Below are 15,837 nucleotides of genomic sequence, written 5' to 3'. Positions count from 1 at the left end.
CAATCCTTAGGTGATCGTCGCCCTTATATGAGCGATTCTGAGATTTCTAATACTCATCGGTGATTCCCAGCCAGCCTGACTATCCGCTGGCGATCTTCGCTCATTCCTTGTGTAACTGGCCAGGTGAACCGCTACGTGCCAAGCAATGGGTGGCACGTAACGATCCAGTGGGCAATTGGGTTTGAGATCAATGAGTTAATTGGGCTCATGGGCTCAATCAATTAGTTGGCGATCCGCGATCCCTCATCTGACTGGGTTGCTTCCTGCTGGCGAACTCGACCAGCGCACAGGGCGAAATACCCGCCGAATCCCAAGATGAGCGAAACAATCACGCCGATATTGCCGGATGCCCAAACGCCCTCTTTGCCGCCGATAAGGAATAGCAGGTAGCCCTGCCAGTTGTTCCATGCGGCAGCGTCGGCGTAGGAGTTGATAACCAGACCCCAGCCGACCACACAGCACACGCCAATGATGGCCAATGCTAGCCAGTTCACTGCTCCGTAGCGACCAGATGAGTTGAACAAGGCGTACTCGTCGTAGAACTTCTTACGCAGCGTAATATCGGCCATCATAATACCAGCCCAGGCAGCCAAGGGCACACCGAGGGTGATAAGGAAGGATTGGAACGGCTCAATGAAGCTCGGTGCGTAGAACACGACGTAAACCGTGCCCAAGGTCAAGATAACGCCGTCAATCAAGGACGCCAATGGACGCGGCACCTTGATACCTAAGGTCAGCAGCGTCAGACCAGAGGAATAAATACCGTTGATTGCGCCGGAAAGGAGCGAGAGGATTGCCGTCAGTAGGAATGGCACGAGGAACCACGTGGGCAGCAGGGTAGCCAAGGCGCCGATGGGATCCATGCCAATGTTGTTAGAGAGATCTTGGGATGAACCAGCCAGCATGAGACCGAAGGTAATCAGGACGACCGGCCCAAGAGAGCCGCCAAGGGTGTTCCAGAAAATGATCTGGGAGCCCTTGGAATCGCGAGATTGGTAGCGTGCCCAGTCAGCAGCGATGTTGACCCATCCTAGACCCATACCCGTCATAACCATTGTCATAGCGCCGATCATGGCTGGCAGTGTTCCGGAGGGAACGGAGAATAGGACGTCCCACTTGATGGATGGGACGACGAGAATGACGTAGATGATTGTGGTGATGCCCGTCAGCCAGGTTAAGACTGCCTGCATCTTCATGATGATGTGATAGCCAGCAACTGCGCCAAGGACGATGAGTGCCGCAACGATAATCGCGGCGATGATGGAGATGGCGGTGTGATCCGAGCCGACCCAGCCTAGGCGCTCAAAGATGGTTGCTGTTGCCAAAACAGCAGTGATGGCAAGGGAGGTTTCCCAACCGATTGAGGTGAGCCAGGAGATGACGCCAGGGATTTTGGCGCCTTGCACGCCGAATGCTGAACGTGACATGACCATGGTGGGAACCGAGCCGCGTTTGCCGCCGAGCGCGATCACGCCGCAGATAGCGAACGACAAGATCACGCCGATGATTGTCATAATTGTTGCCTGCCAGAATGAGATACCAAATCCAAGTACCCAGGCGCCATAGCTCATGCCAAAGACTGAGATGTTTGAGGCAAACCACGGCAAAAATAGCTGGTGGGGTTTGGCGTAACGCTCTTCTTCGGAGACGATTTCGATGCCTGTTAATTCAATACCGGAACGTCCCGTAGATTCTGCTGCAGAATCGTGGTTTTCCATTTTTCCTCCTCCTTATCCGGAGTGCTGTCGGATCTTCGGTGTGCGAATACGCTCAGTAGCGTGGGCAAAATTGTACTCCATATCTTCCTTTGGAGGTTTACACTGAATAGGTCTGTTTTGGTTGAACGACGAGGACGTTGTTCGGTGTGCAATGTGCGTGTCAGGGCGGATACGGCCGAGAAATAAGGGCGCGAAATCAGGGGATACCAGGCGAAGCAGATGTAGGCGAAGCAGATGTAGGGATGGATTGCTATGGACGGGAAAGAGGAACCGACGATGAGTGTTGCACGGTGTGCCGATGATGTAGTGACGCAGGACAGCCGCGAAGGTGGTGCGTGGCTGCGTGAGCAGGCAGGAGGCCCATTGGATGTTTTGGTGGTTCTGGGATCCGGATTGGCTGATACTTTAGGCCGTGCGTGGGGTGAACCGACGAAAACGCTGGCTTTGAGTGATATTCCGACGGTTTATGCTCCGGTTGCTGATGGTCATGCAGATGAATTCCGAATTTATCGGGATGCCGGAGGGACGGGGTTATGCGTCGGTGTGGCTCTTGGGCGCACGCACGTCTATGAGGGGCATGGTGTCGATGCGGTTACGGCGTTGGCTAAAGTTGCCTATGCGGCTGGAATTCGTGCGGCGATTTTGTGCAATGCCAACGGATGTTTGCGTGATTGGGAGTTGGGTGATGTGGTTGCGGTCAACGACCACGTTAATCTTGCCGGAGTATCTCCCTTTGATGGTCCCGTTTTTGTTGATATTTCTGGTGTGTGGGATAGTGCTTTGACTGCTGAGCTCGCTCAGGTGTGCCAACGTCAGGGCTCCTACGGGTTTTTGCGGGGGCCAGAATATCAGACGCGCTTGGAGACGCAGATTTTGGCGCACATGGGGATTGACTGCGTGGGCATGTCTACCATCATGGAAGCAATCATGTTGCATGCTCTTAACGTGCGGGTGTGTGGGATGTCAGTGGTTTCTGATCTATCTTTTGCTGATGCGCCGACGGATCCCGCCGAGGTGGTTGCTGCTGCTCAGCGCGCACATGGCACAGTGCGTGCGGGGATTGAGCGGGTGCTACAGGTTCTGGCTGGTGAGGGTAGTGACGGCGAATAACGCGAATAACTCCATCAGTGTGGCAGATCGGTAACGCTGTGCCCTGCGGCGAATCGCGGTAGGGCAGGTGCGTATGTGGTTGTGCTGATGGGGATCAGGGTTCGGGTTTTCGCTTCGGCACGTAGCACGTAGCTGGGTGTAGAAAGTGGCAGTGCCAGCCGCTACGAGCGCGGTTATCAGATAGTGCGAGTGCGGTTAGCCAGTAAAGACTAACTGGCTAACCGCACATATCTCATCCAAAAGGGGTCACACTCGCGTGTGACCCCTTTTGGATGGACACCGAACCTGAGAGCGCCAGTCGGCGCGAAGGCCGCTCGTAGCGGCAAATATTTGGAGCCCGGGGCTTTCGCGATCCGGTGTCGTGTTGCCAGCGTAACTGATTTTTACTGCAGATGTCATGTTTATGCACCGCACGTTTTCTTTCTTCGTCGGTGCTTGTCTGCACGTTTTTCGTATGTGTCTGGTTGTGCCTGCCAATCTGCGTCGGCTCTGGTAGAGTCCACGCGCAGGCTTTGGGGTGTGCTCAGCTCGTCGGTGTGGTCCTTGGGGCATTAGTATTACGAATATGACGTTGTCGGCCCACCCAGAATCTGCCGTTCCGCCTGCCGTGTCTGCAGGATTGGCGGCTCACCCTGTTGCCGTGGATTCCTCTGCGGCTGCTGGTGGTCGTGGTGTGCGCATGCGAAACGCTATCGGGAAGGTTTTTGATCCGCTGGCGCCATTGCGCCCTCGGCATGGCCAATATTCACTTGTCATGTGGGCTGCAGTTAGCGTCGGATGTGCACTTTTGCTAGCTCTTGGCATGGGATTAGGGGTTCGGGCCACTGCTATTGTCGTGAGCCTCATCGGGTTGTTACTCATTCCTGGCTGGCCGGTGCTTTTGGGTTTGGATAACCGTCGGGTTACTCGGATCGTGATGTTGTTGACCTTGCCTTGTGCAGTGCTGGCAGCCTATTTCGGGTCGATTGATACGACGATGATGGTTGCTGCGGGCGCGATTATCGCCTCATTTATCGGGCAGATGTGCCGTCGCGATGGTCGAGGAAAACTCATTGAGCATATTTCTGCTGGTGCTGCTGGCGCTTTGTTTATTGTGTGCGCGTCGCTGTGGATTCATGTCGCTCGGCTTGGGGAGCTGACCCACCAGCCAGGAAAAGTGTCGCTGGGGGCGAATTTGCCGCGCACGAATGATCTTCTCGGGGTGAGTTCGGCGAACGCGGGCATTGCGGTTGGATGGATGATAGCTGTCAGTATTGCGGTGTGCGCAATTATTTATTGTGTGGATTCGCCACGCACTGATCTTCTGGCAATTCTCAATGGCGCGATCGTCGGTGGGTTGAGTGGTCTTGGGCTGGCGGAAATGCCGCTTGGTCGGCATGTAGGCTGGCTGTGGGCGGTAGGAATAGCCAGTGGGATTGCAGTGGCGGTGGCGTATGCGGTTATGCGTCGGGCCTTACGTAATGTTTCCCCGCCGTTACCGTGGATTCATGGGGTGACGAAAGCTGTGTCGGTCCATTGCGCCGTGGGCGTTGTCGGCTGGGTGTTGACCTGGTTTGTCGTTTAATCTAGCCCTATGGCTATTCGACTTCCAGAAAATCTTGCGCCGGAAAACTATCCGATTGCCTGGCTGCTTGACTCGTGGTGTGGTGGTGGCGTCCTTGAATACGAGGGTATTGAACCGGCGGCGTATCTTCATGAATTGACGATTGACGCGCGTGATGCCGGACCATACGTGCGGCTTATGTCTCGTATTTGGTTAGCGCATGAGCCGGCTGAAGCAGTGGATAAAGAAGCCTCCGGGCAATACACGTACAACTCCTTGACGAAAGCGCGGTTGTGGAGCGCGGTAACTGGCTATCTGCGAGTTAATCCGCAGGCGAGCAAGCGTGCAGATGGGGCGAGCGAGTTGGAAGCGATGCTTGCCGCTCCGAGCGGGACTGCGCAACTGTGGGTGGGGCTTATTAACGGCCCGCGTTTGCAGATGGTTACGGATACGATTGTGCGTTCCAGTAGCGGCGCGCAGCTTGATGGGGCCAAACTGATTGCTGGAAATGTTGCGTCGGATCTCTTCTACGCCTATGACATGGAGGCCTTTGGCTCACCCATGCGAAGCTATTTAGCAGGGCGGTTATCGCGGCAATTTAATGATGAGGTTGACGCGCCAGCGAGCCAGTTTAGTGATGGCGAGCTGGGCGATGAGCCACGTAGTTCCGCTACGCCAGCAGATCTGAGCGAAAGCTAATAGGTCGGGCGATGGCAGCAACACAACCCAGATCATCTTCCGACGGGGGAAGTACCCCAGCGGGTGAGTCCTGCGTCTTTCCGGAGCTGACGGGTAATGCGAGGTCGGCGGTAAATGGTGCGGTGTATGACGAGGAGCTGGGTGTTCCAGCGCATTATGGCAATCCGTTTGCCGAGCAGAATATGTTGCTTGATGGGCGGGCATTGTGCGATCTGAGCTACCACGAGGTGATTCGGGTGGGCGGTGTAGATCGCACGAAATGGTTACATAACCTCACGACCTGCGATATGGAATCTTTAGTGCCTGGGGAGAGTGGCGAGTTACTGATTCTTGATCCGCATGGGCATATTCAATATGCGGCTGGCGTGGTTGATGATGGGGAATATACCTGGCTCATTACCGATCATGGCTACTCGGAGGGGCTGGTGTCTTTTCTGGAGTCTATGCGTTTTATGTTGCGCGTGACGGTAGAACCAGTGGCTTGCGATGTTGTTGGCGTGATGTGTGCTCGCGAAGCAGTACCAGATTTTGTGGTGCGAGCTAGCCAGATTATCTGGGTAGATTCGTGGCCGCGGGTACGCGCCGGCGGGGCGCATTACGGGGTGAGCGATGAGCGCCATCCTGGATATGGTGTTCAACGAATACTATGTGTTATTCCTCGGTCGGGAGTTGACGTGGAGACTTCTGCGCTGGTTAGGGCTGAGTTGGGAAATGCTACGCCAGGTGCGGCTCAGCGGGATATGCGTGGAGCGGGTATCGCCGAGGCGGATGTGCGTGAATGGTGTCGGCAAGAAAATATGCCGATGGCTGGGGTGATGGCGTGGGAAGCATTGCGTATTCGGCATTGGCGGCCACGCTTAGCCGCAGAGGTTGATACGCGGCTACGAGATCATTCCTCGGCTGTGGAGGGAGATCATGGGAGCGATCAGGTGCCTGCCGGCGCGCATTCAGGGGCGTATCGTGCCTGGAATGCTGGTGTTTTACCGCATGAACTCGATTGGTTACGCACGGCCGTTCATCTCAATAAGGGGTGTTATCGCGGGCAGGAGACGGTGGCGAAGCTCGTTAATCTTGGTAAGCCGCCGCGACGCCTGACCTATCTATATCTTGAAGGGCCTGACGGTGATCTGCCGGAGCCGGGCACGCCGGTTTTTCTTGGAGATCGCAACGTCGGCTATCTGACGTCAGTGGCACGGGATGTAGATGAGGGGCCAGTTGCGTTAGCGCTTATCAAACGCAATACCAGTGCTGAGGCGGTGCTGCAGGTTGGGCAGTTTTGTGCCTCGCAGCAGGTGATCGTCAGTGCGGATGGGAAGTCGTCGGTGTCCTTGCCGCAACATCCGGGTGTGAATCTCCGTCGGGGGATTGGTCGAGTTGGTTCTGATATGGCGCAGGGATCAGCCAGGCAGCAGGCGGAGCATGTAGGTGATATGCCTGAGAGAAAGCCGCACGGCGATTGTGGAGGCACATTATGACCCTGGTGGTGGTGCACGGAAAGCTGATTTACGGAATATCGCATACTTTCTCGGTACTGTTGAACGTGGTGTTACCGCTGATTATTGTGGCCTGTTTTGCGTTGGCGTTCGCTGACGCGCTCACCCGCCCGCGCTCCCAGTTCTACAATGCGTCCCGATCTCAACAGTTTTGGGTGCGATTGTTAGGGATCGGGGGATTAGTTTATGCGGCCTTGTGGTTTCTCCCGTTGTGGATACCGGGGGCGACGTGGATTAGTTTGCTGTTAATTATTGCTTTGGTGTATTACCTGGGTCCAGAACGCTCAAGGTTGGGGCCTCGCGGCGGATTCCGTGGCGGGCGCGGATCGCGAGGAGGCTGGTAATGCGAGCGGTTATTCAGCGGGTGAAGCGGGCCAGCGTTCGTGTGCATGACGATGTGCCGGAGGAATACCAGTATCCGGAAACTGGCGGATCGCATAGCGATACTCAGTGTGCTAGCGGTAGTGGGGCGCTCGCGACGTCGGTGGCACGGATGCCCTCCTCCTCTCAAGGATTATCGCAGGTAGATGTGCTGGCAGAGCCGGCAGGGCGGCTTGTAGGGCAGATTGGTTCTGGATTGTGTGTGCTTATTGGTATCACTCATGGGGACGGCCCAGAGCAGGTAGCGAAGATGGCGCGCAAAATCGCGCAGTTGAAACTGTTGCGTGCTCCTTGCGGTAGTGATGACGCGCGGGATCGGGTCAGCGTTGAGGATAGTGGCGCTCCGGTGCTGCTCGTTTCTCAGTTCACGTTATATGCCGATGTGCGCAAAGGGCGTAAACCGTCATGGTCTCATGCGGCGCCAGCTCCAGTGGCTGAGCCACTCTTTGACCAGCTCGTTCAGACCTTGCGAGCACACGGTGTTGAGGTGCATACCGGAGAATTTGGCGCGATGATGGACGTCGAATTAGTTAACGATGGGCCGATGACGATTATTGCCGAGGTCTAAATGGGCGATGGGATCCGGTGAGATCTGCGCTAACGCGGAAATTTGATCGTCTGCATGCGGTGTAGCTGGGCATAAGCTCCGGATTTACCCGCAATTTCTCACGCCTGCGGCGAAATAGCACCGTAGATTCAATAGCTCCTCGTTTACTGTTAAGAAAGGACCACTGGGTAGACTGCACCTGCCCAGGCGGCAATCATCTGGACGAGGAGTCGTACATTGTTTGAACGGTTTACCGATCGTGCACGGCGAGTCATCGTGCTCGCTCAGGAATCCGCACGCAGCTTGAAGAATAGCTATCTCGGCACGGAGCATATCTTGCTGGGTCTAATTAAGGAAGGTGAAGGCGTCGCTGCAAAGGCGCTGGAATCTCTGGGGATCACCTACGAGGCTGTTCAAGAGCGCGTGATTGAGATTATTGGTGAGGGTCAAGAGCAGCCGACGGGTCATATCCCCTTTACTCCACGTGCAAAGAAAGTCCTTGAGTATGCCATGCGGGAAGGTCTGCAATTAGGTCATTCCTATATCGGCACGGAACATCTGCTCTTGGGCTTGTGTCGCGAGCAAGATGGCGTGGCAGTTCAGGTTTTGGTGAAACTAGGTGCTGATCTGCAACAGATTCGTCAGCAGGTCACGCAGATGCTTTCTGGCTATCAGGGTAAGGAAGCTGTGGGCGTCGGTGGCGGCGGGCCGCGGGAAGGTCAAAAGGCTGGTTCGACGATCCTTGACCAGTTCGGTCGCAATCTCACCCAGGCCGCGCGTGAAAATAAGCTTGATCCAGTCATTGGCCGTCATACGGAGACGCAGCGAGTTATGCAGGTGCTGTCCCGTCGGACGAAGAACAATCCGGTTTTGATTGGTGAGCCTGGTGTGGGTAAGACGGCGGTTGTCGAAGGGCTATCGCAGGCTATCGCTGCTGGGAATGTGCCGGAAACGCTCAAAGAGAAGCAACTGTATTCCTTGGATATGGGATCCTTGGTTGCTGGGTCGCGCTATCGCGGTGATTTTGAAGAGCGTATGAAGAAGATCTTGAAGGAGATCAATTCGCGCGGCGATATTATTTTGTTTATCGACGAGGTGCATACGCTGGTCGGAGCTGGTGCAGCAGAGGGTGCATTGGATGCGGCGTCTTTGTTGAAGCCGATGATGGCTCGGGGCGAGTTGCAGATCATCGGGGCAACAACACTTGATGAATACCGCAAATACATTGAGAAGGATGCGGCATTGGAGCGTCGGTTCCAGCCAATCCAGGTAGATGAACCCTCGGTGAAAGAGACGATTGCAATTCTGGAAGGATTGCGGGATCGCTATGAGGCTTTCCATCGTGTGACGATCACGGATGAGGCCTTGGAGTCGGCTGCGATGTTGGCTGATCGTTATATTAATGACCGTTTCTTGCCGGATAAAGCGATTGATTTGATTGATGAGGCGGGGGCGCGTTTAGCGATTCGGAAGATGACTGCGCCGCCAGAATTACGTGAACTGGATGAAGAAATCGCGAATATTAAGCGTCTCAAGGAGGCCTCGATTGACGGGCAGGATTTCGAGCGGGCGGCTTCGTTACGTGATGAGGAACAGCAGTTAATCGAGAAGCGCCAGGAGCGGGAACGTGCCTGGAAAGAGGGCGATCTGGATGTTGTCTCGGTGGTGGATGAGGATCTCATTACTGAAGTGCTGTCGATGTCCACGGGTATTCCAGTCTTTAAGCTCACGGAAGCGGAGTCGGCGAAGTTGCTGCGCATGGAAGACGAGTTGCACAAGCGTGTGATTGGTCAGTACGAGGCGGTTACTGCGTTGTCGCAGGCTATTCGCCGGACGCGCGCTGGTTTGAAGGATCCCAACCGCCCGGGTGGCTCGTTCATTTTCGCTGGTCCGACGGGCGTCGGTAAGACGGAATTGGCTAAGGCATTGGCAGAGTTCCTGTTCGGTGATGAAGATTCCCTCATTACTTTGGATATGTCGGAGTTCTCCGAGAAGCACACAGTTTCGCGGCTGTTTGGTGCGCCTCCGGGATATGTCGGCTATGACGAGGGCGGTCAGCTAACGGAAAAGGTGCGCCGTAAGCCGTTCTCCGTCGTGCTGTTCGATGAGATCGAGAAGGCTCACCAGGATCTGTTCAACTCGTTGTTGCAGATTTTGGAAGAGGGGCGTCTGACGGATTCTCAGGGGCGCGTCGTCGATTTCAAGAACACGATTATTATTATGACGACGAACTTGGGAACGAAAGATATTGCGAAGGGTGTGCAAACTGGTTTCCAGTTCGATGCCGATACGCGCACCTCGTATGAGCGGATGAAGTCGCGGGTGTCGGAGGAGTTGAAGAATCATTTCCGGCCAGAGTTCTTGAACCGTGTCGATGACATCATCGTGTTCCCGCAGTTACAGCGCGAAGAGATTTTGCAGATTGTCGATCTGATGATTGCCAAGTTGGGTGCGCGTTTGTGGGATCAGGGTATGTCGATTGTCCTGACGGAAGACGCGAAGCAGTTGTTAGCGGATCGCGGCTACGATCCGGTGTTGGGTGCGCGTCCGTTGCGTCGGGCAATCCAGCGGGAGATCGAGGATGCGCTTTCTGAGCGTTTGCTGTTTGGTGAGTTCACGAAGGGGCAGACGATCGTCGTGGATGTGGATGCGAGTGCCACTCCTAAGACTTTCACTTTCGCGGGGCATGATTCGGAGTACCAGTTGCCGGTTGCGGTGCAGCCGTCGCCGGATGCGGAAGAGATTGACGGTTTAGCGCAGCCGACCTCAATTGTGCCGGAGGGTGAAGCGAACTATGATGACGCGGAACGCTCGCAGCGGGCAATGGATCCCGGCACTGGGCTGGCCGAGGAGTAGCGAGCCCACCGGCGTTTAGCACGTGTGCGCGTTGCCAGATTGTTGGCTGTCGCGATACGGCGCTGCTAGATGCCGCATAAAACACCGCTAGATGGTGCAATAAAATCATCGAGCCCAGGGTGCTTAGACATTATGCACCCTGGGCTTTTGCATCTTCTGAAGAATAAACCTGAATATCTTTCAGTTTTGCTGCACCGATCACAAAATGCCGCAGCGGGATGACGAAATATAAAGCTCGAAAGCGCGTCCGTTCTTAAAACGGATACCCGCTCACATCGGGGAACCGTGACGGAAAAGTAAAGCGAAGCTGCTGACGAGAAAAAATCGTATAACCGCAAGACACAGTGCAATGGAGCTGCTTGCCGAAAGGGAATCCTTCCTGACAAGCAGCTCCATTGCGATTTACTGCTCTATCTGCGTGACGCCTTATCGTCTTTCTGACGGTCACGCCTAAGCGGTATGTATGCTCGTTATCCGATAATCATTGCGCCAAGTAGCGCTTGAATGAAGATCAAAATTGCCGAGATGAACGAACCGAGGGTGTAGGTTTTTAGCCCGCCGGTGACGGTTAACCCGGACATATTCGTCGCCACCCAGAAGCCCGAATCGTTGACGTGACCAATCGAGTTTCCACCGGAAAGGCATGCCAGCGCAATCCACACCGGATGAATACCGATAGCGGGCGCCATTGAGGCCATGATCGTCATTGCCGTCATGCCGGCCACTGTTCCCGAGCCTTGAGCAACTCGGAAAATCAGACCGATAGTGAAAGCAAGGAACATGGCTGCGAGTTTGGAACTTGTGCCAGTGTTCAGCAGTGACAAGATCGAATCTCCCACGCCAGCGGTGGCAATAACGTTGGCGAAAGCGCCACCAGCGCCGGTAATCAGCAGCACGACACCGGCAGATTTCAGACCTTCACCGGCGGAATCTTCCAGCTTGTTGCGGCCGATGTACTTCGCTGAAATCGCATAGGCTCCTAGGGTTCCCAGCAGCATAGCGATGGTCTTGTCGCCTAGGAATTTCGACCATACGGGTTGAGTATCAAACAGGGCTTTGCCCACCGTCCCGACGAGAATACACACGATGGGGACGATGATAGGAACCAGGGCGAGCAGCAGGGATGGGCGCTGCGTTCCCGATTCTAATCCGGCTTCCCGTCGGGCGATCAGCTCAGCTGTGACGTTTGAGGAGTGATTGACGTCTTTCTTCTCGTTCCAGATCTTGAACTTGTCATGGATCCAGATGTAGATGAAATTCGACAAAATCACAGTAATCAACCCGACCACCAGGCCGACACCGAGCATGATTCCGAGATCAAATTTGAATATCTCGGCTGCGGCTAGGGGATTGGGCGTAGGTGGCACGACGCAGTGCGCAGTGGTTGCCCCAATCGTCAGCAGGCCAGTAACGTAGGCCATTTTGACGTTGATTCGGGCTGCGATGGTGATGCCGATGGGAATAAGGATCACGAAAGTGACGTCGAAAAAGACGGGGATTGACAGGATGAAACCCGCCAGCGATACACCCCAGATAGCTCGACGTTCCGGTAGCGCCGCCATAATTTTTTCCGCAATAACGTTTGCGCCGCCCGAATCTGAGAGCAATTGCCCCAATATGATGCCGAATCCGATGGGCAGGCCGATTCCTGCCATCATATTGCCAAATCCTTTACCTACTGCGTCAACGGTTTCCATCAGTGGTAGACCGACGGCGATGCCGAGATAGACGGAGGCAATAACCATAGAGATAGCGGCATTGAGTTTGAGGACGATAATGCCGATCAAAATGATCGCAATTGCCAGTACGAGGTGGACAATCATTAATCCTGGGCTCATCACAGGACCTCCTTATCTGTACTTTCCTGTGGCAATACAGGAAAGCGGTGCAGGTATGAGCTGGATTAGTGCATGTGCTTTCCGCCGTCGGCGTTGATGACGTCGCCGTTAACAAAGGAGGAATCCTCAGAGACGAGGAACGAGCACAGGGCAGCGATTTCTTCGGGCTGGCCAACGCGACCTAGCGGGATATTCGAGGACATAGCGGCTTTGCGCTCGTCGGTGAGCTTTCCGCCCATGATTTCGGTGTCAATTGGCCCAGGGGCGATGACGTTTACCGTCACGCCATGTATGCCAAATTCACGGGCGCCGCCACGGGTGAGGCCGATAATGGCGGCCTTAGCGCCAGCATACGTGGATTTCGAGAAGGTGCCGCCGCCATCGTAAGCGGTGATGGAGGAGAAGTTAACCATTCGCCCTAGGCCGTGTGGCTTCATGAGTTTGTATGCGCCACGCATCATGAGCATGGTGCCGCGGCAATTGACGTTAAAAACGCGATCAAATTCTTCGACGCTGATGTCTTCCATAGCGATGGGGCAGGCGATACCGGCGGGATTGACGAGGGCGACGAGCTGGGGGAGCTCTGCTGCGACTTTTTCGTATGCCTGTGTGACGGATTTTTCGCAGGAGACGTCCAGGTGCAGGCCGATGATTTTCCGCTCGGGGAATTCGGTGCGGATTTCCTCGACGAATGAATCAACGTTATCGAATTGGATGTCGCCCACGGCAACGTCGAATCCGTCTTTCAAAAGCCGACGAGCAATGTGGCGGCCAATTCCTGACGGGGCGCCAACGCCGGTGACAACTGCAGCTTTTTCGGTGGGGTAGGTCATGTCATGCTCCTTGTAACTAGGTCATTGTCTTGTGGCTCTCAGGTAGAGAAGCTCATGGAATGTACGGCAGGTCGTCGGTTATTCATCCAGCTTCTTCGCTTGAGAAGGCGGTTAGCGGGGTAGGGGATCTCGACTTTGAGAGCCTGTAGCCAATCGCCACAGAATAGATCCTATATCATATTTAATAGATGTGGGTTAGAGATTAAAACATTCGTGAAACCGTGCGATTCTCTACCGTAGGCGCTGGATATTTGCCCATGTGTGCCGCTCACGCATCGCAATTGACGAAAATCCTATAGAATGTTTGATGTCGAATGTAGATTCATGACTCGACGAGTGCACGGCGTATGGCGTTGTTCTACTCCTTAGAGCAGGGGAATGTTATCGCGCTGAATTCGAAACTGAAAGGGTACAACGATGTATACCGCTGAGACGTGGCCAATTGCGGCCAAGATGAACTTCCCTGCTCGCGACGCGCAGGGGCGGCACGTTAATGACGCGCCAGTATCCGTATGGGCGGATCAGATTCGCCAGGTGGCAGACATGGGATATAAATACATTGATCCCATTGATGATTGGATCCAGCTTGCCGATATTTCTGATGAGCGCTTCGCAGAGTTTTGTGGGCTGCTGGATGAATTCGACGTGAAAGTGCCGGCTATCTCCTTCGGTCGCCGCTCGCCTATTGATGATAAAAATGGGCAAGCGCATGTGGAATCCATGCATCGGATGTTGGATCGTGGGCGCGAACTGGGTGCGAAGATCGTTAATATCGGCTTTATGCAGGCCTTGACGCCAGAGCAGGAAAAGGCGCTGTGGTTCTGGCATGTTGACGGGCATAAGGATGACCCTGCGAAGCGGGATCTGGCTCTGGAGCGTATCCGTGAGTTGGGCGATCATGCCTTGCGCAACGATATGGAGATTTCCCTGGAAATCTATGAGGATACTTTCTTGGGCAGTGCGCGTGACGCCGTCCAGTTCATTGAGGATTGTGGCCCACAGGGCTTAGGAATCAACCCGGATTTCGGGAATCTGATTCGACTGCATCGGGAGATTGATCCGTGGCAGGAAAGCTTTGATCTGGTTATGCCGTATATCAATTTCTGGCATATTAAGAACTATATGCGGGACTTTGATCCAGCCACGGGAGCCTACTTCTCCTTCCCTGTTCCGCTGGAGGATGGGCTTATTGACTACCGCATGATTATCCGACAAGCAGTTGCTTCCGGCTATCGTGGAGTGTTCCAAACGGAGCATTACGGTGGCGACTGGCTGAGCGTCGGAGCAAAGAATATGGCGTTTATTCGCGGAGTTTTGCGCAATGCGATGTATCTGATTGAGGAGTAGTGAGCAGCTCGACGTCGAGATGTCGGCTATAGCGAATGTGGGGTGTGGGTCGTTGTGTTCCCGCGCCCCACATTGGTATTCGCCATAAATAACGTGCCGCTACCGTAGGTGCATAGGTATGTTCCCGTGCCTCACATGCCTTTCGGTGGCAAGCAGGATGTGCCATAACAGTAAAAGCTGAGGAAAACCGACGGACCTCAGCGTCGGCGAGCGGTCCTGCGCTACCTATCACCTCTTGCACGGCAGTATCTTCTCAATGTTTTGCGGTGGTCAAAGCTAATTCTTTCTGTCATGTATGGTTACTAAGATGTGCTGAGAGCTTGCCGCACTAGAACATAGCCAGGGTTACATTCCGCCCACACATTTTGCCTAATACCCCGAGGTTATGGGTTTAGCTGCGGGTATTACCGCCGCTAGCCTCAGATGGCACGCTTTTAAGAGGGGCGGTGCGTAGCTGTGATGGGGGCTGGGCGCTACTATGCGGCAGGTCGGCGAATACGCCGATGGAACGCAGCTAGGACGCGGCATATTTCTGGATTGCTATCGGCGTTGCTAGATACTGGGCTACTATCGATGCGCGCAATTATTTGCGCGTGCCAGCCTCCGGATGTGCCTTTTCCACGTCAGAAACTGAACGTTCGAGAACTCCGCGTAGGTGGGTGACCAGTGCAGCTTTTGCCTCTTCGAGTGAACCGTTGAGGAAAGCTTCAACGACAGCCTCGTGCTCCCGCACTGCGTCTTCAGCGTCGGTGGTGTTCGTACCGACGGCTTGGCGCATGCGATGCATATTAAATGACAAAGAATTCGTCATATCAGATAGGTATTGATTGTCGCAGTAGTCAAGGAATACCTGATGTAAGCCCCAATCCTCGGCGAAATATGCTTTGTAAGAGGGCAAGGTATCGCCGTCGTGGGCGGCCAGCAGATCTTGGGCGGCGCGCCGGTGCGATTCGAGGGTGGTCAGAAGGCGGTCGCGCATGTCTGCACGGTGTGGGTACGCGCGTTCTAGTGCAGAAACTTCTAGGATGATACGCACATCCACTAACTGACGGATTTGCTCGGCAGTAATGGGCGGTGCGACGCGGTATCCCTTGAGGGCGGCGCGTGTTACTAAGCCGGTGTGTTCTAGCTCGGCCAGAGCTTCTCGGACTGGAGTGGGAGAGACGCCGAAGCGTTTTGCGAGACCCTCAATACTCAGCGAGTCACCTGGACCGAAGTGACCTGAGACGAGGAGATCTAAAATTGCAGAGGAGACGCCGTCGCGTAGGGCTTTGCGTTCTAGCATGTATCCTCCCACCGGATAACCAAATTGAAGATATTGACATTATGCGACTTATCTGTGTGCAGCGCTATGTGCTGCGTGTTAAGTCTATAGAGTTAACACGCACTGTGTGAGCAAACATTCCTGGCAGTATTGCACGTCATACCTGATCTGCTAATGATCGTTGCTCTATATAACTGCCGATCAGAGT

Annotated in this window: 13 protein-coding genes; 9 read left to right on the top strand and 4 right to left on the bottom strand. The window is 54.6% G+C overall.

Annotated features, from left to right (window positions below; all coding sequences use genetic code 11):
• Positions 1-59 precede the first annotated feature (59 nt).
• Positions 60-185: a hypothetical protein gene (locus ACLHIL_RS03375; RefSeq protein ID WP_411296540.1), complete on the top strand. Its 126-nt coding sequence runs from the start codon at positions 60-62 to the stop codon at positions 183-185.
• Between the two features lie 36 nt (positions 186-221).
• Here ACLHIL_RS03375 and ACLHIL_RS03370 read toward each other — a convergent pair whose 3' ends face one another.
• Complete coding sequence (locus ACLHIL_RS03370) at positions 222-1,718, bottom strand: purine-cytosine permease family protein (RefSeq protein WP_411296539.1); 1,497 nt, start codon at positions 1,716-1,718, stop codon at positions 222-224.
• A 252-nt stretch (positions 1,719-1,970) separates the two neighbouring features.
• On the opposite strand from ACLHIL_RS03370, the gene ACLHIL_RS03365 reads away from it, so the two are divergent.
• The 7 genes from ACLHIL_RS03365 to ACLHIL_RS03335 all read left to right on the top strand — a co-directional run bounded on the left by ACLHIL_RS03365 (position 1,971) and on the right by ACLHIL_RS03335 (position 10,347).
• On the top strand, positions 1,971-2,828 hold the full coding sequence (locus ACLHIL_RS03365) for a purine-nucleoside phosphorylase (protein ID WP_411296538.1): 858 nt from the start codon (positions 1,971-1,973) through the stop codon (positions 2,826-2,828).
• A 565-nt stretch (positions 2,829-3,393) separates the two neighbouring features.
• Positions 3,394-4,392, top strand: coding sequence for a hypothetical protein (locus ACLHIL_RS03360; protein ID WP_411296537.1), 999 nt, complete (start codon positions 3,394-3,396; stop codon positions 4,390-4,392).
• A 9-nt stretch (positions 4,393-4,401) separates the two neighbouring features.
• A complete protein-coding gene (locus tag ACLHIL_RS03355) occupies positions 4,402-5,070 on the top strand; it encodes an FABP family protein (RefSeq protein WP_411296536.1) in 669 nt (222 codons plus the stop codon).
• A gap of 11 nt (positions 5,071-5,081) precedes the next feature.
• Positions 5,082-6,545 carry a YgfZ/GcvT domain-containing protein gene (locus tag ACLHIL_RS03350; RefSeq protein ID WP_411296535.1) on the top strand — a complete coding sequence of 488 codons (1,464 nt, stop codon included), beginning with the start codon at positions 5,082-5,084 and terminating at the stop codon, positions 6,543-6,545.
• Positions 6,542-6,907: a hypothetical protein gene (locus tag ACLHIL_RS03345; protein WP_411296534.1), complete on the top strand. Its 366-nt coding sequence runs from the start codon at positions 6,542-6,544 to the stop codon at positions 6,905-6,907. Before ACLHIL_RS03350 ends, ACLHIL_RS03345 begins: the two co-directional genes overlap by 4 nt.
• A complete protein-coding gene (gene dtd, locus ACLHIL_RS03340; protein WP_411296533.1) occupies positions 6,907-7,512 on the top strand; it encodes a D-aminoacyl-tRNA deacylase in 606 nt (201 codons plus the stop codon). Before ACLHIL_RS03345 ends, dtd begins: the two co-directional genes overlap by 1 nt.
• 216 nt (positions 7,513-7,728) lie before the next feature.
• On the top strand, positions 7,729-10,347 hold the full coding sequence (locus ACLHIL_RS03335) for an ATP-dependent Clp protease ATP-binding subunit (protein WP_411296532.1): 2,619 nt from the start codon (positions 7,729-7,731) through the stop codon (positions 10,345-10,347).
• 470 nt (positions 10,348-10,817) lie between these two features.
• On the opposite strand, the gene ACLHIL_RS03330 is transcribed toward ACLHIL_RS03335, so the two are convergent.
• Together ACLHIL_RS03330 and ACLHIL_RS03325 are read right to left on the bottom strand one after the other, a co-directional pair.
• Positions 10,818-12,185 (bottom strand): GntP family permease, encoded by a 1,368-nt coding sequence (locus ACLHIL_RS03330; RefSeq protein WP_411296531.1) that lies wholly within the window; start codon positions 12,183-12,185, stop codon positions 10,818-10,820.
• A gap of 65 nt (positions 12,186-12,250) precedes the next feature.
• Entirely contained in the window at positions 12,251-13,018 is a 768-nt protein-coding gene (locus ACLHIL_RS03325) for an SDR family NAD(P)-dependent oxidoreductase (RefSeq protein WP_411296530.1), read from the bottom strand.
• 417 nt (positions 13,019-13,435) lie between these two features.
• On the opposite strand from ACLHIL_RS03325, the gene ACLHIL_RS03320 reads away from it, so the two are divergent.
• Positions 13,436-14,365: a sugar phosphate isomerase/epimerase family protein gene (locus ACLHIL_RS03320; RefSeq protein ID WP_411296529.1), complete on the top strand. Its 930-nt coding sequence runs from the start codon at positions 13,436-13,438 to the stop codon at positions 14,363-14,365.
• A 583-nt stretch (positions 14,366-14,948) separates the two neighbouring features.
• Here ACLHIL_RS03320 and ACLHIL_RS03315 read toward each other — a convergent pair.
• Positions 14,949-15,650 carry a GntR family transcriptional regulator gene (locus ACLHIL_RS03315; RefSeq protein ID WP_411296528.1) on the bottom strand — a complete coding sequence of 234 codons (702 nt, stop codon included), beginning with the start codon at positions 15,648-15,650 and terminating at the stop codon, positions 14,949-14,951.
• Between the last annotated feature and the right edge of the window lie 187 nt (positions 15,651-15,837).

Origin of the sequence: Trueperella sp. LYQ143 (genome assembly GCF_046599595.1) — a bacterium.
Classification (GTDB): domain Bacteria; phylum Actinomycetota; class Actinomycetes; order Actinomycetales; family Actinomycetaceae; genus Trueperella.
The sequence above is the reverse complement of the archived record's forward strand: the minus strand, read 5'-3'. Positions and strand labels throughout refer to the sequence as shown.

Coding starts and splice junctions, on each gene's coding strand:
- ACLHIL_RS03320 (WP_411296529.1), top strand. CDS start 13,436: ATGTATACCGCTGAGACGTGGCCAATTGCGGCCAAGATGAACTTCCCT.
- ACLHIL_RS03370 (WP_411296539.1), bottom strand. CDS start 1,718: ATGGAAAACCACGATTCTGCAGCAGAATCTACGGGACGTTCCGGTATT.
- ACLHIL_RS03365 (WP_411296538.1), top strand. CDS start 1,971: ATGGACGGGAAAGAGGAACCGACGATGAGTGTTGCACGGTGTGCCGAT.
- ACLHIL_RS03345 (WP_411296534.1), top strand. CDS start 6,542: ATGACCCTGGTGGTGGTGCACGGAAAGCTGATTTACGGAATATCGCAT.
- ACLHIL_RS03330 (WP_411296531.1), bottom strand. CDS start 12,185: ATGAGCCCAGGATTAATGATTGTCCACCTCGTACTGGCAATTGCGATC.
- dtd (WP_411296533.1), top strand. CDS start 6,907: ATGCGAGCGGTTATTCAGCGGGTGAAGCGGGCCAGCGTTCGTGTGCAT.
- ACLHIL_RS03355 (WP_411296536.1), top strand. CDS start 4,402: ATGGCTATTCGACTTCCAGAAAATCTTGCGCCGGAAAACTATCCGATT.
- ACLHIL_RS03350 (WP_411296535.1), top strand. CDS start 5,082: ATGGCAGCAACACAACCCAGATCATCTTCCGACGGGGGAAGTACCCCA.
- ACLHIL_RS03315 (WP_411296528.1), bottom strand. CDS start 15,650: ATGCTAGAACGCAAAGCCCTACGCGACGGCGTCTCCTCTGCAATTTTA.
- ACLHIL_RS03325 (WP_411296530.1), bottom strand. CDS start 13,018: ATGACCTACCCCACCGAAAAAGCTGCAGTTGTCACCGGCGTTGGCGCC.
- ACLHIL_RS03360 (WP_411296537.1), top strand. CDS start 3,394: ATGACGTTGTCGGCCCACCCAGAATCTGCCGTTCCGCCTGCCGTGTCT.